The organism is Halococcus hamelinensis 100A6, assembly GCF_000336675.1.
Taxonomy (GTDB): domain Archaea; phylum Halobacteriota; class Halobacteria; order Halobacteriales; family Halococcaceae; genus Halococcus; species Halococcus hamelinensis.
The window spans coordinates 1-19,608 of sequence record NZ_AOMB01000011.1; the positions used below are offsets into that span (position 1 = coordinate 1).

Here is a 19,608-nt window from a genome sequence, read left to right on the forward strand (position 1 = left end):
GTCGACCCACCGGGAGTCGAGGCCTTCGACGACCCGTCCCTGGTACTCCTCGCCGAGCGGCGCGAGCGCCTCGACCACGTGGTCCTTGGCCTCCTCGTAGGTGACCTCCGGGCTCTCGGAGTCGACCATCGGCATGTAGAGGTCCCACATCCGCAGCTCGTCGACCCCGAGGCTCTCGCGTTTCAGGTCGGCGTGGCGGTGGAGCACGTCGAGGTTGTCGTGGACGGTGTCCACGAGGGTGTCGTAGACCTCCGTCGGGATGTTCGCGCCGTCGAGCGCCGCCTCGCGTGCGGTGTCGTAGTGCCGTGCGTTCGCGAGTTTGACGTCGGCCTTCACGCTGTTGCGGTGGGCCGTCCCGACCGAATTCCGTACCGTCTCCCACTCGTCGTAGAACTGCTCGTGGACCTCCCGCCGGAACTCGCGGTCGGGGTTCTTCTGTAGCGTTGTGAAATTGCTCAGCGAGATCTCGACCGCCTCACCGTCGGGGTCCTCGACGGTCGGGAACTCCATGTCGGCGTTCGTGAGCATGTCGTAGACCTCGCTCGCCGCGCCCGTGACCTCCCCGAGGTCGGCCAGCAGCGACTCGACCTCCGCCGAGCGGGTGTGGGGCTTCATCCGGAGCACGTCGTCGAAGTAGTGGTCGTACTCCGCCAACTCGGGAACGTCCTCGGCCATCGCGTCGAGTTCCTCACGGTCGCAGTCCTGGAGCGCGGGCTCGATGAAGCTCGCCGCGCTGGAGGCGTCGGCGGCGAGCGATTGCGAGCGCGCGGTGAGCGCCTGGTACTCCTGGTCCCTGGTGTCCTCGTCCCGGCGCATTCGGGCGTAGGAGGCGACGTTCGCGAGCTTCCGGAAGACCTCCTCGCGGGTTTCGAGGGTCGCGAGCAGGGTCTCGCCGTCCTCGGTCACGCGCCCCTCGTAGGCTTCGAGGTCGGCGAGCGAATCCTCGACGTCGGCGTAGGCTTCCTCCCAGTCCTCGTCGGTCGCGTAGAGGCTCTCCAGATCCCAGGTGTATTCGGTGTCTATCTCGCTGCGTTCGGGAACCGAACTCATGGGTCGAGTTCGGTCGTACTCGAAGTAAGCCTTCGCACATCGGAACCCTCGCCCGGTCGTGGGGTTCGGTCGTTCGGAGCGACAGTTCTTACCGCCCGAGCCACGATCGTCCGGTATGGCAACGACTGGCGTGAAACCGTTCACGGCCTCCCTCGCGGACCTCGACGTCTCGGTGAGCCGAACCGACGCAGCGACCGCCCCGGCCGCGATCGACGACGCGGTCGTCGAACCCGCGATCGGTGCCGCGCTCGACATCGAGGGCGTCTCGCTCGCCGACACCGCCGTCGAGACGGAGCTCACCCCCCGACGGCTCCACGAGGCCGGGACCGGCGTCACCAGGGCCGACCGCGCGGTCGCCGCCTACGGCTCCCTCCTGATCCGCTCGGACGCTGCCGGCACCGAACCCCTGAGCCTCTACCCGCCGAACCACGTCGCCGTCCTGCGCGCGAGCGACGTGTGCGACGACGTCGAGGCCTCCGTCGACCGCCTCGACGAGATCTTCGGGGATGGCGGGTCGGCGGTCTTCGCCACCGGCGCGAGCTCGACGGGCGACATGGGCGCGCTCGTGGAGGGTGTCCACGGCCCGAAACACGTCCACGTCGTCCTCGTGGAGGACCGATGAGTTCCCAGCGCGCCCGCCGACGGAAGGCCGAGCGGATCCGCGGGCTGATGGAGACCGAGGGCGACGCGATCAACGAGAACGTCTCGCGGATGAACCGCGAGCGCTACGCCGCCGCCGAGCGCTTCGAGGCGTACGAGGACCTCCGCGACGAGGCCCGCGAGATCAAGGAGAACGCCATCGCCGACCTCCCCGCGCTCCTCGACACCCTCCGCGAGAGCGTCGAGGCGAACGGCGGCCACCTCTACCTCGCCGAGGACGCCGCCGACGCCAACCGCTATATTACTACCGTCGCCGAATCCGAGAACGCCGACTCGTTGGTGAAGTCGAAGTCGATGACCACCGAGGAGATCGAGGTCAACGAGGCGCTCGAACAGGGAGGCGTGGACGTCTGGGAGACCGACCTCGGGGAGTTCGTGCTTCAGGTCGCCGACGAATCCCCCTCGCACATCGTCGGCCCCTCGCTCCACAAGTCCCGCGAGGAGATAGCGGAGCTGTTCAACGCGGTCTTCGATCCCGAGGAGCCGCTCGAAACCGCCGACGAACTCACCGAGTTCGCCCGGGACTACCTCGGCGAGCGCATCCGCCACGCGGACATCGGGATGACCGGCGCGAACTTCGTGCTCGCCGATTCGGGCACCATCACGCTCGTCACGAACGAGGGGAACGCGCGAAAGAGCGCCGTCACCCCGAACACCCACATCGCCGTGGCGGGCGTCGAGAAGGTCATCCCTGGGGCCGCCGAACTCCAGCCGTTCGTCGACCTGATCTCGAAGAGCGCAACGGGCCAGGACATCTCCCAGTACGTCTCGATGCTGACCCCGCCCGTTGAGACGCCGACGATCGACTTCGACCGGCCCGACGAACCGCTTGGAAGCGGCGACGACGAACGCGACTTCCACCTGGTGCTCATCGACAACGGCCGGCTCGACATGCGCGAGGACGACCAACTCCGCGAGACCCTCTACTGCATCCGGTGTGGCGCGTGCGCCAACTCGTGTGCCAACTTCCAGCACGTCGGCGGCCACGCCTTCGGCGGCGAGACCTACACCGGGGGCATCGCCACCGGCTGGGAGGCCGGCATCGGCGGCGAGGAGGCCGCCGCCGACTTCAACGACCTCTGTACCGGCTGCTCGCGCTGTGTCAACGCCTGCCCGGTCAAGATCGACATTCCGTGGATCAACACCGTCGTCCGGGACCGCCTGAACGCCGACGCCACGCCCTCGGAGTTCGAGTTCCTCGTCGAGGGGCTCACGCCCGACGCGGAGGGAACGGTCGACGTCCAGAAGCGGTTCTTCGGGAACTTCGAGACGCTCGCCAAACTCGGGAGCGCGACCGCGCCGCTCTCGAACTGGGTGACGTCGTTCGGGCTCGCGAGGAAGGCGATGGACCGATTCCTGGGGGTAGCGCCCGAGCGCGACCTCCCCACGTTCCAGCGCGGGACCCTCGTCGACTGGTTCGACTCGCGGCGACCCCGTGCGCCGAACGCGACGGCAAACAGGTCGGTGGTGCTCTACCCCGACGTCTACACCAACTACGTGCTCGTCGAACGCGGGAAGGCCGCCGTCCGCACCCTCGAAGCCCTCGGGGTGCACGTCGAACTCTGTCCGCCTGTGGAGAGCGGGCGCGCGCCGCTCTCCCAGGGGATGATCGCGACCGCCACCGACCACGCCGAGGCGCTGGCCGCGGAGCTTGACCCCTACCTCGATGCCGACTTCGACGTGGTCGCCATCGAACCCTCGGACCTCGCGATGTTCCGGCGCGAGTACGAGAAGCTCGTGCCCGACGACTACGACCGGATCTCGACGAACAGCTACGACGTCCTCGAATACGTCTACGGGTTGCTCGCCGACGGCGCGAGTGAGGACGCCCTCGCCGCGCCGACGACGCCGGTGGCCTACCACAGCCACTGCCAGCAGCGCACCCTCGGGCTCGAAACCTACACCGAGGCGGTGTTCGACGAACTCGGCTTCGACGTCGAGACCTCCGAGATCGAGTGCTGTGGGATGGCGGGGAGCTTCGGCTACAAATCGGAGTACTACGACCTCTCGATGGACGTCGGGAGCGAACTCGAAGGCGCGTTCGACGACCCGGATCGCCAGCTCGTCGCCAGCGGCACCTCGTGTACCGAACAGCTCGGGGCGATGTTCGAGGCGGGCGTGGTCCACCCGGTCGAACTCATCGCGCCCGACGGCTCCTGAGGGGTTCGAACGGACCGGGCGGTGCCGGGCTCAGACCGCCTCGACCCGTTCGAAGAGGTACGCGCCGAGCGAGACCATGACCACGGAGGAGACCACGAGCGCACCGAAGTCCACGACCAGTGGGTACGACGACGCCCCGACCAGCGCGCCGCGGAGCCCGTCGACGCCGTAGGTCAGCGGGTTGACCATCGCGACGTACTGGACGACCCGCGGGAGCCCGGAGAGGGGATAGATCGCGCCCGAGAGGAAGAAGAGCGGGAAGACGACGAACTGGACGATGAGGCCGAACCCCTCGCTGTCGGAGAACTGCGAGGCGAGCACGATCCCGAACCCGACGAACGTGAGGGCGATCAACACCAGAAACACCGCCGCGAGCGGGACCGAGAGCCAGCCCGTGACCTCGAACCCGAGCGGTATCGACACCACGAGGATCAGCGCGGCCTGGACGATCGCGGTGGTCGAGCCGCCCGCGGTGCGTCCCAGCACGATCGAGGTCCGGCTGACCGGCGCGACGAGGATCTCCTTCAGAAAGCCCACGTCCTGGTCCGAGAGGATCGCGAGGCCCGCGAACGAGGCCCCGAACAGCATCGAGAAGCCGAGGATCCCCGGCACCAGATACTCGATGTAGTCGATACCCGCCGGGAGGCCGGGGATCGCCGCGCCGTCGAGGCCGAACCCGAGGAAGACGAGGAACAACAGCGGCATCGCGAGCGAGCCCACGATCCGTGAGGGGGTTCTGAGGAACCGCTTGACGTCCCGGAGCCAGAGCCCGTAGATCCCGAGGGGGTCGACTAGCCTCATTCGCCCGCCTCCGCGACCGCCGTCCGCCGCTCGTCGCTCGACGCGTCGTCGGCTTCGTCACCCGTCCCGCCGTCGGCTTCGCGCTCGGCGATCGTGCTCCCCGTGAGCGAGAGGAAGACGTTTTCGAGGCTTGGTTTCCTGAGGTCGACCGACGTGATCGTCGCGCCCGCGTCGTCGGCGAGGCGAACGAGGTCGACGATCCGGGTCTCGCCGTGGGCGAGCGTGACGTCGACGCCGTCGTCGGTCGGGGTATAGTCCCGGACCCAGGCTCGGCCATCGAGCCGGTCGCGAAACGCCGTCGACGTCCCCTCGATACCGAGCGCGACGACGTCGCCACCCAGCCCGTCCCGCAGGTTCTCGGGCGTGTCCAGCGCCACGAGGCTCCCCTCGTCGAAGATCCCCACGCGGTCACACAGCGCGTCGGCCTCCTCCATGTAGTGGGTGGTGAGCACGATCGTCACGCCCGACTCCTCGTTCATCCGACGGATGTACTCCCAGGTGTCCCGCCGGGTGCGGGCGTCGAGCCCGACGGTGGGTTCGTCGAGGAAGAGGACGGCGGGTTCGTGGAGCAACCCGCGACCGATCTCGAGGCGGCGCTGCATCCCGCCCGAGTACTCGCCGACCGGTCGGTCGCCTTCCTCAGCGAGGTCCACGAGGTCGAGCACCTCGGGGATCCGCGCGTCGCGTTCGGCCTTCCGCTGGCCGTACAGCCTGGCGTGAAACGCGAGGTTCTCTACGCCCGTGAGCTCCTCGTCGAGCGCGGGTTCCTGAAAGACGATCCCCAGGCTGTCCCGCACCGCACCGGTCTCGTCTCGAATGTCGTGGCCGTTGACACGCGCGGTTCCGGACGTGGGCCCGAGCAACGTTACCAGCATGTTGATCAGGGTGGACTTCCCCGCGCCGTTCGGCCCGATCAGCCCGAACAATTCGCCCTCGGCCACCGAGAACGAGAGGTCGTCGACCGCCGTGACCGACCCGAACTCCTTGGTGAGTTCGTCGATGCGTATCGCGTCCATCGTCGACGTTAACTGAACGGTCAGTCTCCATAAGCTCTCCGCCCGGTCAGCCCGTGAACCCGAGCAGCGACTCGGTGGGCGAAAGGTTGATTTGTAACTAACTGTTCAGTCAACGTGATGGAAACCCGCTCGAAGAAACGGCCGTGGCTCGCGGCGGTCCTCGGGGCGGCGGTGCCCGCGCTCGGCCACCTCTACCTCCGTCGCTGGCTCCGTGCGCTCGGCTGGATCGGGCTGACGCTGCTCTCGACCGCGTTCGTCCCCGACGCGACGCTCGACGCGCTGCTGTCGGGCGGTTCGTTCGCGTGGTTCGACGCCACACCCCTCCTCGTCGTGAGCGCGCTCAGCGTGTTCGACGCCTACCGGATCGCGGTCGTCGACAACTACCTGCTTCAGCTCCGAACTGGCACCGCCGACGGTGAGATAGCGGTCTGCCCCGAGTGTGGGCGGGACGTCGACGACGACCTCGCGTTCTGTCGGTGGTGTGCCGAACCACTCGACGAGCCGGGTTCCGGACCGACTCAGTGAAGGAAAACCCTTTTCGACACTGAACGGCTATTCAGTAGCCATGGCCGCAGACGGCGACGTCGACCAACGCTCGGAGACCCAGCGCGCCATCGTGGAGGCGACCTACGCCGCGCTCCAGACGCACGGGTACGCCGACCTCACGATCCAGACGATCGCCGACGAGTTCGAGAAGAGCAAGTCGTTGCTCTACTATCACTACGACACCAAGGACGGCCTCCTCATCGACGTGCTGAAGGACGGCCTCGACCGGTTCGCGACGAGGAACGCGGTCGACCCGGACGCCACCCCGCGCGAACAGCTCGAAACGTTCCTCGACCGGTCCCTGCCCGCGACGCTCGACGACGAGACGCGCGCGTTCCGGCTCACCATCTTCGAACTCCGCTCGCAGGCCCCGATGAACGAGGCCTACCGCGAACAGTTCGCCCGCGCCGACCGGCTGCTCTACGAGACCCTCGTCGAGATCCTCGAACGCGGTATCGAGACCGGCGACTTCCGGGACGTCGACCCGGCGTACACAACCGACCTCCTCCTCTCGCTCACCGACGGCGGCATGACGCGCCACCTCGTGACGTCGGACGACGCGAGGGTGGCGGCCCGCGACACCCTCGACACCTACGTCGAATCGACCCTCCTCGCGGACTGAGCCCGCCGATTCCCGCGACCGCAACGCACCTCCCGTTCGGGCACGCACGGTCGCCATGGTTTCCGAGGACATCGACGCGGCGCTCGGGGCGGCGTGGCACGACGACTTCCCGTGGGACTTCCTCACCCGTCTCTGTGCGCTCGACGACCGCCTCGGCGGCGGCCCCGGCGAGCGCCGTGCGGGTCGGCTCGTCGCGGACGAACTCGACGCGCTCGGCCTCGACCCCCGAATCGAGCCGTTCGGGATGCGCCGCTGGACCCGCGGTCGGACCGAGTTCGCCGTCCACCCACCCGACGCGAGCGGTCGGGAGTTCGAGGCGGTCGCGCTCCCGTACTCGCCCGCCGCCGACCTCCGCGCGCCGCTCGTCGACGTGGGCTACGGCACCCCCGCCGAGGTCGAGGCGGCCGCCGTTCAGGGGAAGATCGCCGTTGCGAGCACCGACTCGCCGGCGGGCGAGCGCCACACCCACCGGATGGAGAAGCTCGGTCACGCCGCGGCGGCCGGCGCACGAGGGTTCGTCTTCCACAACCACGTCCGGGGCCAGCTGCCGCCTACCGGCGCGCTCCAGTTCGGCCACGAGGCCCCGATCCCCGGCGTCGGGGTGAGCCACGAAACCGGCGCGTGGCTCCGGGAGTACGCGGCCGGTGCGGAAGCGGGCCTTCGAGTCGACGCGACCACCGACGACGGCGAGAGTCGGAACGTGGTGGCCGAGCTCGGTCCCGAGTCGGACTCGGAAGTCCTCGTGATGGCCCACTACGACGCCCACGACGTCGGCGAAGGGGCGCTCGACAACGGCTGTGGCGTCGCGGTCGCGCTCGCCGCGACGCGCCTCCTCACCGGGCTCGACCTCGGCTCTCGGGTCCGGGTCGCGGCGGTCGGCTGTGAGGAGCTCGGGCTGCTCGGGAGCGCGGCGCTCGCCGACTCCCTCGACCTCGACCGCGTGAAAGCGGTCGTCAACGTCGACGGCGCGGGCCGGTTCCGGAACCTCCGGGCGCTCACCCACACCGCCGAGGCGATGGCGGACGCCGCGGAGCGCGTCGCAGACGACACCGGCCAACCGATCGAGACGGCCGAGGGACCACACCCCTACAGCGACCACTGGCCGTTTCTCAGGCGGGGGATCCCGGCGCTCCAGCTCCACAGCCAGGCACCGGATGGTGGCGGGGAGTGGGACCGTGGGTTCACCCACACCCGTGCCGACACCCGCGACAAGGTCGACCCGCGGAACCTCCGGACACACGCCATGCTCGCCGCGCTCCTCGTGCGCGACCTCACGACGACCGATCCTCGACCCATCGACACCGACGAACTCCGGGAAACGCTCCGCGAGGCGGGGGCCGAGCCCGGGATGCGCGCGGCCGAGGTCTGGCCCCCCGACTGGGACTAGCCGATCCGGCCGCCGACCTCGCCCGCCGCTCGCGCGGCGGTCGTGGCCGCGACCCGCTTTCCCTCGAAGACCTCGCGCGCGCTCGTCGCGGCCGCCTCGTCGACCTCGAAATCGAGGTCGGGATACTCGACGTCGGTCAGGACCAGCCCCGCCGCTGGCGCAGGGCCGATGCCCTCCGGCCCGTCGAGCGGTTCGGGCGCGAGCACCCGGTCGACTTTCGCGAGCGGCGCTTCGCCGGTCGCAACCGCTCGAACGAGCGCCCCGACCCGCCGAACGAGGTTCCGCGAGAAGCCGCCCGCCCGCACGGTCAGCACCAGGAACTCGCCGTCGGGCTCCACCCTCACGTCGAGCGCCCGGACGGTGTTGCGGTCGTCGGTCGTGAGGTCGTGGAAGTCGTGTTCGCCAGCGAGGCGGTCGCACGCCTCGCCGGCCCGGCCGACGTCGGCGGCGGGCGCGTGGAGGTGGTAGGTGTAGGTCCGTGAGGCCGCGTCGTGGGTGGCGTGGAAACCAGGGGGCGCGTCGGCGTGCGCCCACGCCCGGACCGACTCCGGGAGTTCGCTGTTCAGCGCCCGCGGCACGAGCCAGTCGGGGGCATCGAACGCGACGGTCTGGGCGACCGCCGACACTCGACGGTCGGTGCGGCCCGCGGCGGCGTAGCCCGACGGTTTGTCGGCGGTCGCGTCGAGCACGCCGAGTTCGCGGAGCGCATCGAACATCGTGTCCTCGACCGTCGGGACCGTCGGCTGGCGCTGGAACCCGTGGTAGGGCCGGCCGTCGTAGGCCACCCGGAACGCGCGCATAGGTGGGGGTCGGTCGCGGGGGTCTTCGGTGCGTCGACCGCCGGTGCCGAAGCGTTGATACACGACTACACGCTACCCTCCGCTGACTGTATGTTCCAGCGAACGCACTTCGAATCGAGACCGTCGTCCGGCGAGGACGGGCGGTCGAGCCGACTGCGAACGGGCCCGGGCGACTCGTGAGTACGATACCCGACCGACTCGGCATCAAGCGCGAGGTGCTCGCGCTCGCGATCGCCCGGATGGCCGACTCGGTCGGCAACTCGTTTCTGATCGTCGTCCTCCCCCTCTACATCTCGAGCGGCGTCATCACGGGTGGGGCCGGCGGTCTCGGCGTCTCGCTGATCACCGGAGTCATCCTCGCGGCGTTCGGCTTCTTCAACAGCGCGCTCCAGCCGTTCGCCGGCCGTATCTCCGACCGCCTCGGCAAGCGAAAGGTGTTCGTGCTGTTCGGGCTCGTCGTGCTCGCGGTCGCGAACTTCACTTACTCGCTGGCGTCGAGCTACTGGATGCTGCTCGCGATCCGGGCGGCCCAGGGGATCGGCGTCGCCTTCACGATCGTCGCGACGATCGCGCTGGTGAACGAACTCGCCGACGACACGAGCCGTGGCGGGAACATGGGGACGTTCAACACCTTCCGGCTGCTCGGCTTCGGGGCCGGCCCGATCGCCGCCGGAACGGTGGTCCACGCCGGCCCGTACTCGGTGTTCGGGGTCTCGGTGACGGGCTTCGACGCCGCCTTCTACATCGCGTCGGTCTCGGCGGCCGTGAGCATCGTGCTCGTGACGCTGCTCGTGGAGGACTCCGACGTCGAACCCGCCGACGGCTCCGAGGACACCTCGATAGCGGTTCTGGACCACGAGGGCGACGGGGTTCTCGACCCGGTGTTCACCCTCGGGGTCGCCTCGCTGTTCATGGCGATCGGGATCGCGCTGCTCTCGGCGATCGAACCACAGGTCAACGAACGCCTCGGCCAGACTGCCCAGCTCTTCGGCGTCGAGTTCGCGGCGTTCGTGCTGGTGCAGGTGCTGGTCCAAGCCCCGATCGGGAGCGCGAGCGACCGCATCGGCCGCAAGCCGTTCATCCTCGCCGGGCTCGCGATACTCGTGCCGGCCACCCTCGCCCAGGGGCTCGTGACCCAGCCCTGGGAGATGATCGTCGCGCGGGCGACCCAAGGCCTCGCGGGGGCGGCGGTGTTCGCGCCGGCGCTCGCGCTCGCGGGCGACCTCGCGCGGAAGGGGGCGTCCGGTACCCAGCTCTCGGTGCTCACGATGTCGTTCGGCCTCGGCACCGCGATCGGACCACTCTCCTCTGGCTTTCTCGTGCGCTTTGGTTACCCCGCACCGTTCGTCTTCGGCGCGGCGCTCGCGGTGGTCGGGCTCGTACTGGTCTACAGCCAGGTCGAGGAGACCGTCGGCCCCGGCGTGGGCGAGTCAACCGCGGACGGACAGCCGACGGCACAGGACTGAGCTCGACCCCGCCGACCGGTCGTCCGCCACGCATCGCCCGCGACCACCACCGCTCACCGTAGCTCGACGGTCCGTTCGTCGGCGTCGACCACCATCTCCGCCCCGAGCGCCAGCGGGAGGACCGGCACGGTGTGGCCGAAATCCAGGTCGAAGACGACCGGCAGGTCCGCGTCGTACGCCTCGAGCGAGCGCGTGATCGTCTCGCGCTGTTCGTGTCGGTAGGCGGTGCGCTCTTCGAGCGGACCGCCGGGGGTCTCGGGTTTGCCCACCACGAGGCCGCCGAGGCTGTCGAGCAGCCCCCGCTCGCCGAGCACGCCGAAGAACCGCTCGATCTCCGCCGGCAACGGCGTCTCGCCCGAGGTCTCGACCGCGAGGACGTCGCCGGGCTCCACGACCGCCGGGAAGGGGCTGTCGTCGAGCATCAACTGGGTTTCGAGCATCTCGAAGCAGCCACCGACGACCGTCCCCTCGACCCGTCCGTCGCCGTGCCAGTACCACTCGGGGGCCGAGAACCACGCCCGGGGCTCGGGGTCGTGGATGTCGTCGTACTCGTCGGTCCACGACTCGGACGGCGAGAGCTCGCCGAACGGCGTCTCGAACAGCGCGCGCTCGACGGTCTCGCGGGTGTAGGGATGCATCTCGGCGTCCGTCGCGAGGTCGGGGAACGCTTGCCCGCCGTAGAAGGAGACCACGCCGGCGGCACAGCACACGAGGTGGAGGTGGGTGTTGTCGCTGCCGCCGAAGAACCGCGTCGGGTGCTCGCGGATCAGGCCGGTGTCGAGGTGTGGGAGGATCTGGTGGGCGGTGTTGCCGCCCATCACCGACACGATGCCGGCGATACCGTCGTCGGCGAACGCGCGATGGAGGTCCTCGGCACGGGCTCGGGGGTGCTCACGGAGCCACGCCGAATCCCGCCTCGCGGTCTCGAACAGCTCGACGTCGAGCCCGAACGACCGCAGCCGGTCGGCGGCGATCTCGACCGCACCCTCGGGGGCGGCGTGCGAGGTCGCGAGGAACGCGACGGTGTCGCCGGACGTGAGCGCCGGCGGATAGATCCGCTTCGTCATCTCAGGCCAGGTCGTCGTAGGTCGGCCGGTCGTACTCGCCGGGGAACGCCTCGACCGGCACCTCGGTCTGGTCGCCCGACTCCATGTCCTTCACCGTGTACTGTCCCTCCGCGAGGTCCTGCTCGCCCACGATCACCACCGTCTCGGCCTCGATCGAGTCGGCGTACTCCAGTTGGGCCCCGAAGCTCCGGCCCGCGACGTCGGTCTCGGTGACGTGGCCGCGTTCCCGCAACTCGCGGGTGAGTTCGGCGGCCGTCTCGCGGGTGTCGCCGACCTGGAGGACGTAGTAGTCGGTCGTCAGCGCCTCGTCGGGCCAGACGCCGGCGCGCTGGCAGAGCAACGAGAGCGGCGCGAGCCCGAGTGCGACGCCGACCGCGGGCGTAGGCTGGCCGCCGAAGCCCTCGATGAGGTCGTCGTAGCGCCCGCCGCCGAACACCGACCGACCCACTTCGCCCGTCGTGTCGAAGCACTCGAAGACGACGCCAGTGTAGTAATCGAGTCCACGAGCGGTGTCGAGCGAGAGCGTGCAGTACTCGCGCGCGCCGAGGTCGTCGGCGGCCGCGAGCACGGCTTCGAGGTTCGAGACGGCGTTCTCGACCCGCTCGGTTTCGGCGAAAGCCACGAGGTCGTCGAGGTCGTCCTCCTCGGTGTCGAGCAGCGCGTCGAACGACTCGGCCTCGTCGGTCGAGAGGCCCGCGTCCCGGAGGAGGCCGTCGTACTCGTTCGATTCGAGCTTCTCGCGTTTGTCGACCGCGCGGATGGCCGCCTCGGTGTCAACCTCGGGGTCGATGGATTCGAGCACCCCCCCGAGGATGTCGCGGTGGGAGACCCGGAAGTCGAAGTCCTCGCTCGTGAGCCCCAGTTCGACGAGCGCGTCGGCGGCGTAGGCGAGAACCTCGGCGTCCGCCGTCGGCTCCGCGGAGCCGAAGATATCGACGTTGGTCTGGTAGAACTCCCGGAAGCGGCCCTGTTGGACCTGCTCGTACCGCCAGAACGGGCGGGTCGAGACCCACTTGATCGGTTTCGAGAGCGCCTGTTGTTTCGCGACGACCATCCGCGCGACGGTCGGCGTGAGTTCGGGCGTCATCGCCACCTCACGGCCGCCGCGGTCGGTGAAGGCGTAGAGCTCCTCGACGATGTCGTCGCCGGACTTGTCGGTCCAGAGCTCGGCGCGTTCGAGGGCCGGGGTGGCTATCTCGCGGAAGCCGTACCGTCGCGCGGTGTCTTCGAGTTCGTCGATGGCCGTCCGGCGCGCGGCCATCTCGTCGGGGTAGACGTCGCGAAACCCCTTGATGCCGTCGTACATATACCGTCGATTAGTGATATTCGGGGTTCACCCTTACGGAACACGACACCGCCCTCGTCCGGCGGAGGTGTCCGAGGTACCTGATCGACGGTACACCGACGAGCGACGAGCGCGGACGGTTCGCCTTTCGGTCCCGGCTCTACCGACGCTTGATGTCGAAGCTCTTGCGGTCGGGTTTGAGTTCGGTGAGGAGTTCGCGCATCTGGTCGTCGTCGATCTTGTCGCCGAGCCGACCCGAGCGCGCGAGCGCGAACACCTGCTGTTCGACTTTCTCGCCGAAGTCGGGTTTCGACATCTTCACGGAGTTGAGCCGCTGGCGCGCCTCGTCGGTGACGTTCTGACGGAGCACGGCCTTCTTCTGGGCTTCGGCCTGTTCTTGCTGGGCCTGTTGGGCCTCCTGGGCGTCCTGGGACCCGCCGCCCTGCTGTTGTTCCTTCAGCTGTTCGAGCTTCTGTTCGCGGAGTTCCTCGATGTCTTCCTCGGAGCCGCTCATACGCCCCGTTGTGGACGACCGGACAAAAACCCGGCGGACACGGGGCCTCGCCGCCTCGTGGCCCGGTGCTCGTCCACGCGAGACCCCTCCTCGCTGGGTTTATGCGCCCGTCGCCCCACCCACGACCATGACCGAGATCCGTCCCGACGTCCACGACATCACGGTTCGGGAAGGCAACGGCCGGTTCCGGGTGTACCTCGTCGACGGCGAGGTGCCGACGCTGTTCGACTGTGGGCTCGCCGACACCGTCGATGCGCTCGTCGCGGGCGTCGACGAGGTGGGGATCGACCCCGAACGCCTCGTCGTCACCCACGGCGACGGCGACCACGTCGGGGGGTTCGACGAGGTGGTCGAGCGCTACGGCGTCGAGACGTTCGTCCCCGAGGGAACCGACCTCGACACCGAACACGACCCCGACCACCGCTACGGCGACGGCGACCACATCGGGGCGTTCGAGGCGGTCCACGTCGCCGGTCACACCGCGGACAACCACGTCCTGATCGACGAGTCACGCGGCGTCGCGGTGATGGGCGATGCGGTCTTCGGCTCGGACGTACGCGGCCTGCCGGCGGGCTACTTCGTCCTGCCGACCGCGTTCTACTCGACCGACCTGAACGCGGCCGACGAGAACCTGGAACGATTGCTCGACTACGACTTCGACGCCGGCCTCGTCTATCACGGCTCCTCGGTCACCGACGGGGCCGCCGAGAAACTCGACGCGTTCGTGAACTTCGCGAACAAACCCGACTGAGACCCGTCCTTCTCGCGTCCCGGAGAGGAACGCTCCTCACCTGTTCAGCGTGTGGATCGCCTTCCCCTGGGCGTTCTCGACGGCCTCCATCACCGTCTCGCCGAGCGTCGGGTGGGTGTGGATCGTGGCGGCGACGTCCTCGAGGGTCGCGCCCATCTCGATCGCGAGGCCGAACTCCGCGATGAGCTCCGAGGCCTCGGGGGCGACGACCTGCGCGCCGAGGATGAAGCCCGCGTCGTCGTCGGCGACCACGCGCGTGAACCCGCCGGTGTCGCCGAGCGTGAGCGCCCGCCCGCTGGCTTGCATCGGCATCTGCCCGACGACCGGCGAGAACCCCGCCTCCTCGGCCTCGTCTTCGGTCATCCCGACCGTCCCGACCTCGGGGTCGGTGAACACCGCGGCGGGAACGCTCTGATAGTCGAGCGCCGAGGGCTCGCCCGCGACGACCTCCGCGGCGACCTCGCCCTCCTTCATGCCCTTGTGCGCGAGCATGGGTTCGCCCGCGACGTCGCCCACCGCGAAGACGGATTCGACGTCCGTTCGGGCGCGGTCGTCGGTCGCCAGAAAACCGTCCTCGTCCGTTTCGAGCCCCACCGCGTCGAGGTTCAGGGTGTCGGTGACGGGCGCGCGCCCGACCGCCACCAGCGCCTTCTCCGCGCCGAACTCCGAGACCTCGCCGTCCTCGTTCTCCGTGCGGACGGTGATCCCGTCGCCGGACTCCTCCCAGTCGCTCGCGGCCTCGCCGAAGAAGAAGTCGATGCCTATCTCCTCGGCGCGGTCCCTGACGACCTTCGAGACGTCGTCCTCGTAGGGCGGGAGAATGCCCTCGAGCATCTCGACGACGGTCACATCAGTACCGAGCTTCGCGAACACGGTTGCGAGCTCCATCCCGATGTAGCCCGCGCCGACGACTACGAGGCTGTCGGGGACCGAATCCAGTGCGAGCGCGTCGCGCGAGGAGATGACGTGCTCGCCGTCGAACTCGAAGTTCGGGACTTCCACCGGTCGGGAACCGGTGGCGACGACGGCGTGTTCGAACTCGATCGACTCCGAGCCCTGACCCTCGCCCCCGTGGGCTACTCTCACCGTGTTCTCGTCGGCGAACTCCGCGCGGCCCTCGACGAGGTTGACGTCGTTGGCCTTACAGAGCTGCTCGACCCCGCCCGTGAGCTGGTCCACTACGTCGTCCTTCCAGTCGACCATCCCCGCGAGGTCCACGGCGGGATCGGCGTGGATGCCCATCTCCTCGGCCTCGCGCGCGTCGTGGGCCACGTCCGTCGCCGAGATCAGCGCCTTCGAGGGGATGCAGCCGTGATTCAGGCAGGTCCCGCCGTAGGCGTCCTTCTCGACCAGCGTGGTGTCGATCCCGAGCTGGCCCGCGCGGATCGCGGCGACGTATCCCCCGGGACCCGCGCCGATGATGAGTAGTTCCGTGCCCGTCGTGACGTCTCCAACGACCATGACCGACCCAGACGCGCTGGCGTGAAAAACAGGGGGGTTGTACCGCCCGCTCCGTCCGACTCACTCCAACAACAGGAGCTGCGGGTTTTCGAGGTACTTCATCACCCGGTTGGTGAACTGTGCGGCGATCGCGCCGTCGATCACCCGGTGGTCGATCGAGAGCGAGAGCGTCAACACGTGACGGGGAACGACCTCCCCGTCAACTACGCGCGGTTTCTCCTTGATCGCGCCGAGGGCCAGAATGGCGACCTCGGGGACGTTGATGATCGGGGTGGCGTACTCGCCGCCGATCGCGCCGACGTTCGTGACCGTGAACGTGCCGCCCTGCATCTCCTCCCGACTGATCGAGCGCTCGCGGGCCTTCCCGACCAGCTCGTTCATCTCGGAAGCGAGTTCGAGCAGGTTCCTCTCGTCCGCGTTCCGCACCACGGGCACCATCAACCCGGCATCGGTCGCGGTCGCCACGCCGATGTTGTAGTAGTGTTTCTCGACGATCTCTTCGGCCTCCTCGTCGAGCATCGCGTTCATCGACGGGAACGCCCGGAGCGCGGCGACGCAGGCCTTCATCACGAACGGCATGTACGACAGGCCGATGCCGCGCTCTTCGGCCTCGGCCTTGAGCTCCGAACGGGTCTCGACGAGTTCGGTCACGTCCACCTCGTCGTGGTGGGTGACGTGCGGCGCGGTGGCCTTCGAGCGCGCCATCTGCTCGCCGATGGTCCGGCGCATGCCTCGGTAGGGAATACGCTCCTCCCCGCCCGATCCCGCGAGCGCCGCCCGGTCGGCGTCCTGGGCCGCACGCTGGGATTCGGCGAACGCCTCGACCGCCGCGGGCGTGACGAACGCCTCGCCGTCGCGTTCCTCGTCGGTCGGAACGCTATCGATGTCGATACCCGACTCCTCGGCGAGCCGGCGGGTCGCGGGCGCGGCGAGGGTCCGCTCGCGGCTCGCGCTCCCGGTCGCCATCGCCGGCCCGGGATCCGATTCGTCGCCGCCCTCGACCCGCTCGACGGCGGGTTTCGGGGCCGGTTCGTCCGCCGTCGATGCCCCGTCGCCGTCGTCATCGCTCTCGGCGGCCGCCCGCACGTCGGTGTCGCTCACCCGACCGCCGGGGCCCGAGCCGTCGACCGCCCCGATGTCGACGTCGAGTTCGCGGGCCAGCCGTCGAGCGCTCGGGGCGGCGAACACCCGGCCGCTCGAAGCCGATCCGCTTCCGTCGTCGCTCGCCCCGTCGTCCTTCGACTCCACCGCGCCGACCTCGGAACGGGTCTCGGTCGCGGTGTCGGTTCGCGTCTCCGACGGCTCCTCGTCCTCGGTGGCCGTCTCGTCGCCGTCCTCCGCGAACGTGATGATGACCGTCCCCACGGGAACGAGTTCGCCCGCGTCGGCGTGGATCGCCTGGACGGTCCCATCGACGGGCGAGGGAACCTCGACGACCGCCTTGTCGGTCTCGACCTCGGCGACGGGCTGGTCCTCCTCGACCGCGTCGCCGACCTCGACCAGCCAGCCCACGATCTCGCCCTCGGCGACGCCCTCGCCCACGTCGGGAAGTTCGAACTCGCGAACCATCTAGAACTCCACGGCCTCCCGGATGCCGTCCTCGATCCGGGCCGACTCGGGGAGGTAGTAGTCCTCCAGGGCGTAGAGCGGGAACGGCGTGTCGAAGCCCGTCACCCGTTTCACGGGGGCTTCCTGGTACACCAGCGCCTCCTCCTGTATCGTCGCGGTGATCTCGCCCGCGAGGCCGCCGGTTTTGGGAGCCTCGTGGACCACTACGGCCCGACCAGTCTTCTTGAACGATTCGAGGATCGCCTCGTCGTCGAGCGGCGAGAGCGTGCGGAGGTCGATCACTTCGGCGTCGATGCCCTCCTCGGCGAGGGTCTCGGCGGCCTCCATCGTCGGGCGGGTCATCGCGCCCCAGGTGAACACCGAGACGTCGCTCCCCTCGCGTCGGACCGCGGCCTCGCCGAGCGGCAGGGTGTAGGAATCGTCCGGGACCGCGCCCCGGAAGGCCCGATAGATGAGTTTCGGTTCGAGGAAGATCACCGGATCAGGATCGCGGATCGACGCCGCGAGCAGGCCCTTCGCGTCGGCGGGCGTGCTCGGCACGACGACCTTCAACCCGGGTTCGTGGACGAAGAATGCCTCCTTGGACTCGGAGTGGTGTTCCGGCGCGCGGATGCCGCCGCCGTAGGGCGCGCGGATCACCATCGGGCAGTTGAACCGCCCGCGCGAGCGGTTGCGGAGCCGGCCCGCGTGCGAGACGATCTGGTCGAAGGCGGGGTAGATGAACCCCATGAACTGGATCTCGGGGACGGGCTTCAGCCCGTAGGCCGCCATCCCGATCGCCGTCCCGACGATCCCCGACTCGGCCAGCGGGGTATCGATCACGCGGTCCTCGCCGAACTCGTCGTGGAGGCCCTGGGTCGCCCGGAAGACCCCTCCGTTCTTGCCGACGTCCTCGCCCATCACGAGCACGTCGTCGTCCCGCTCCATCTCGCCGTAGAGGCCGTCGCGGACCGCCTGGACCAGGGTGAGGTTCTGGGTCGATGCGTCGTCGTCGAGCTGTTGTATCGTACTCATTATTCGAGGAGGTCCTCGTCGCCGTGGTCGCCACGGAGACGTTCGAGGTACTGGAGTTGGGCGTCGAGGCGTTTCGGCATCCCGTCGTAGACGTCGGCGAACATCTCGGCGGGGTCGGGTCGCGGGTGGGCCTCGGCCGCGTCGATGGCCTCGGCGACTTCCGCTTCGATATCGGTCTCGATCGCGTCGATGCGGTCGTCGTCGAGGATCCCCTCGTTTTCGAGGTAGGCTTCGAGCCGCGGGATCGGGTCCTTTCGTTTCCACTCCTCGACTTCGCCCTCCTCGCGGTAGACCGAGGGGTCGTCGGCGGTGGTGTGTGCTCCGAAGCGGTACTGGACCGCCTCGATCATGGTCGGACGGGGCTCGTCGTCGGGGTCCTTTGCCTTCTCGACGGCGAGTTTCGTCGCGCGATAGACCGCGAGCGGGTCCATGCCGTCGACCTGGATCCCATCGAAGCCGTAGGCGTCGGCCTTCTGGGCCAGGGTGGCCGAGGCGGTCTGGCGCTCGCGGGGGACCGAGATCGCCCACTGGTTGTTGTTACAGAAGAATATCGTCGGGGTGTCGAACACGCCAGCGAAGTTCATCGCCTCGTGGAAGTCGCCCTCGCTGGTCGCGCCGTCGCCGAAGTAACAGAGGAAGGCCTTCTCCTCGCCCTTCAACTTCGAGGCCCACGACGCGCCGACCGCGTGGGGGAGCTGGCTCGCGATGGGGACCGCGGGGGTGAAGATGTTGGCGTCGTCGTCGCTGTAACCCACCTCGTGGCCCATCCAGTAGAGCAGGGTGCGTTCGAGCGAGAAGCCGCGGATCAGGGTCGCGCCGTGTTCGCGATAGCTCGGGAAGAGCCAGTCGTCGTCGGCGAGCGCGTGGGCGCTCCCGACCTGGGCGGCCTCCTGACCCGACAGCGGGGGGTAGGTCCCGATCCGGCCCTGACGCTGGAGCGACACCGCTCGCTGGTCGAAGTGGCGAACCAGGCGCATCTCGCGGTATATCCCCACGAGCTGGTCCTCGTCGAGGTCGGGCACCCGCGCGCCCTCCCGCACCCCGCCGTTCTCGTCGAGCACCTCGATCCGGTCGCCGGGGTCGTGCTGTAACGTACTCACGGACGGGGACACCTCATTGACATGTTCGATCATCGGTCGCCGCGGTTATATTCTTTTTGTAAAAACCTTCTTGTGGGTGCCATTCTTGCCGACCGCCCCCGTCAAACCACGTATGTGTCTACTTCACATACTCGTCTCTCGACGTTCGTCAACAGTTATCATTGATCGTCGACGAATCGGACGGTAGGCTATTCTAGCCCGATATGGTCGGCGCGCGCTCGCGGTCGCGGGTGAGCGACGCGAGGCGCGAAGCGCCTCGATGCGAACGGGGAACGAAGTGACCCGTGAGCGGACGTGAATCCACGACCGCGAACACTGTGCGAGCGGCCCTTTTTAGTC

Annotated in this window: 18 protein-coding genes; 7 read left to right on the forward strand and 11 right to left on the reverse strand. The window is 68.8% G+C overall.

Annotated elements, in window-relative coordinates; all coding sequences use genetic code 11:
• Window positions 1-1,050 (reverse strand): M3 family oligoendopeptidase (locus C447_RS04190; protein WP_007691233.1); only part of this gene is annotated, 1,050 nt, incomplete at its 3' end.
• A 115-nt stretch (window positions 1,051-1,165) separates the two neighbouring features.
• Here C447_RS04190 and C447_RS04195 point away from each other — a divergent pair.
• Together C447_RS04195 and C447_RS04200 are read left to right on the forward strand one after the other, a co-directional pair.
• Entirely contained in the window at window positions 1,166-1,672 is a 507-nt protein-coding gene (locus C447_RS04195; protein WP_007691234.1) for an LUD domain-containing protein, read from the forward strand.
• A complete protein-coding gene (locus tag C447_RS04200; RefSeq protein WP_007691235.1) occupies window positions 1,669-3,870 on the forward strand; it encodes an LUD domain-containing protein in 2,202 nt (733 codons plus the stop codon). The genes C447_RS04195 and C447_RS04200 overlap by 4 nt, the downstream gene beginning before the upstream one ends.
• 30 nt (window positions 3,871-3,900) lie before the next feature.
• Here the strand turns inward: C447_RS04200 and C447_RS04205 are convergent, their stop codons facing one another.
• Both C447_RS04205 and C447_RS04210 read right to left on the reverse strand, forming a co-directional pair.
• Complete coding sequence (locus C447_RS04205) at window positions 3,901-4,671, reverse strand: ABC transporter permease (protein ID WP_007691236.1); 771 nt, start codon at window positions 4,669-4,671, stop codon at window positions 3,901-3,903.
• The gene (locus C447_RS04210) at window positions 4,668-5,687 is read right to left on the reverse strand and encodes a daunorubicin resistance protein DrrA family ABC transporter ATP-binding protein (protein ID WP_007691239.1); all 1,020 of its coding nucleotides are present in this window, start codon (window positions 5,685-5,687) and stop codon (window positions 4,668-4,670) included. Before C447_RS04210 ends, C447_RS04205 begins: the two co-directional genes overlap by 4 nt.
• A gap of 117 nt (window positions 5,688-5,804) precedes the next feature.
• Between C447_RS04210 and C447_RS04215 the strand changes: the two genes are divergently transcribed.
• The 3 genes from C447_RS04215 to C447_RS04225 are packed head-to-tail and all read left to right on the forward strand — an operon-like array spanning window position 5,805 to window position 8,242.
• Window positions 5,805-6,212 carry a zinc ribbon domain-containing protein gene (locus C447_RS04215; protein ID WP_007691243.1) on the forward strand — a complete coding sequence of 136 codons (408 nt, stop codon included), beginning with the start codon at window positions 5,805-5,807 and terminating at the stop codon, window positions 6,210-6,212.
• 40 nt (window positions 6,213-6,252) lie between these two features.
• On the forward strand, window positions 6,253-6,855 hold the full coding sequence (locus C447_RS04220) for a TetR/AcrR family transcriptional regulator (RefSeq protein ID WP_007691245.1): 603 nt from the start codon (window positions 6,253-6,255) through the stop codon (window positions 6,853-6,855).
• Window positions 6,856-6,910: 55 nt separating this feature from the next.
• A complete protein-coding gene (locus C447_RS04225; RefSeq protein ID WP_007691246.1) occupies window positions 6,911-8,242 on the forward strand; it encodes a M28 family metallopeptidase in 1,332 nt (443 codons plus the stop codon).
• On the opposite strand, the gene truA is transcribed toward C447_RS04225, so the two are convergent.
• Entirely contained in the window at window positions 8,239-9,042 is an 804-nt protein-coding gene (gene truA / locus C447_RS04230; RefSeq protein WP_007691247.1) for a tRNA pseudouridine(38-40) synthase TruA, read from the reverse strand. The two genes, C447_RS04225 and truA, sit on opposite strands and share 4 nt — an antisense overlap.
• Before the next feature lie 176 nt (window positions 9,043-9,218).
• Between truA and C447_RS04235 the strand changes: the two genes are divergently transcribed.
• Entirely contained in the window at window positions 9,219-10,508 is a 1,290-nt protein-coding gene (locus C447_RS04235) for an MFS transporter (RefSeq protein ID WP_007691249.1), read from the forward strand.
• 53 nt (window positions 10,509-10,561) lie between these two features.
• Here C447_RS04235 and C447_RS04240 read toward each other — a convergent pair whose 3' ends face one another.
• From C447_RS04240 to C447_RS04250, 3 genes are all read right to left on the reverse strand, one after another.
• A complete protein-coding gene (locus tag C447_RS04240) occupies window positions 10,562-11,575 on the reverse strand; it encodes a S66 family peptidase (RefSeq protein WP_007691254.1) in 1,014 nt (337 codons plus the stop codon).
• 1 nt (window position 11,576) lies between these two features.
• Window positions 11,577-12,881: a histidine--tRNA ligase gene (gene hisS / locus C447_RS04245; RefSeq protein ID WP_007691261.1), complete on the reverse strand. Its 1,305-nt coding sequence runs from the start codon at window positions 12,879-12,881 to the stop codon at window positions 11,577-11,579.
• Between the two features lie 139 nt (window positions 12,882-13,020).
• On the reverse strand, window positions 13,021-13,374 hold the full coding sequence (locus C447_RS04250) for a DNA-binding protein (RefSeq protein WP_007691262.1): 354 nt from the start codon (window positions 13,372-13,374) through the stop codon (window positions 13,021-13,023).
• A 127-nt stretch (window positions 13,375-13,501) separates the two neighbouring features.
• Between C447_RS04250 and C447_RS04255 the strand changes: the two genes are divergently transcribed.
• Entirely contained in the window at window positions 13,502-14,125 is a 624-nt protein-coding gene (locus C447_RS04255; RefSeq protein WP_007691263.1) for an MBL fold metallo-hydrolase, read from the forward strand.
• Window positions 14,126-14,161: 36 nt separating this feature from the next.
• Here the strand turns inward: C447_RS04255 and lpdA are convergent, their stop codons facing one another.
• From lpdA to pdhA, 4 genes are read right to left on the reverse strand one after another with little or no spacing between them, the layout of a single operon-like run.
• On the reverse strand, window positions 14,162-15,586 hold the full coding sequence (gene lpdA, locus C447_RS04260; RefSeq protein WP_007691264.1) for a dihydrolipoyl dehydrogenase: 1,425 nt from the start codon (window positions 15,584-15,586) through the stop codon (window positions 14,162-14,164).
• Window positions 15,587-15,646: 60 nt separating this feature from the next.
• Window positions 15,647-17,155, reverse strand: coding sequence for a dihydrolipoamide acetyltransferase family protein (locus C447_RS04265; RefSeq protein WP_007691265.1), 1,509 nt, complete (start codon window positions 17,153-17,155; stop codon window positions 15,647-15,649).
• The gene (locus tag C447_RS04270; RefSeq protein ID WP_007691266.1) at window positions 17,156-18,169 is read right to left on the reverse strand and encodes an alpha-ketoacid dehydrogenase subunit beta; all 1,014 of its coding nucleotides are present in this window, start codon (window positions 18,167-18,169) and stop codon (window positions 17,156-17,158) included.
• On the reverse strand, window positions 18,169-19,269 hold the full coding sequence (gene pdhA / locus C447_RS04275) for a pyruvate dehydrogenase (acetyl-transferring) E1 component subunit alpha (RefSeq protein WP_007691267.1): 1,101 nt from the start codon (window positions 19,267-19,269) through the stop codon (window positions 18,169-18,171). Before pdhA ends, C447_RS04270 begins: the two co-directional genes overlap by 1 nt.
• Window positions 19,270-19,608 lie beyond the last annotated feature (339 nt).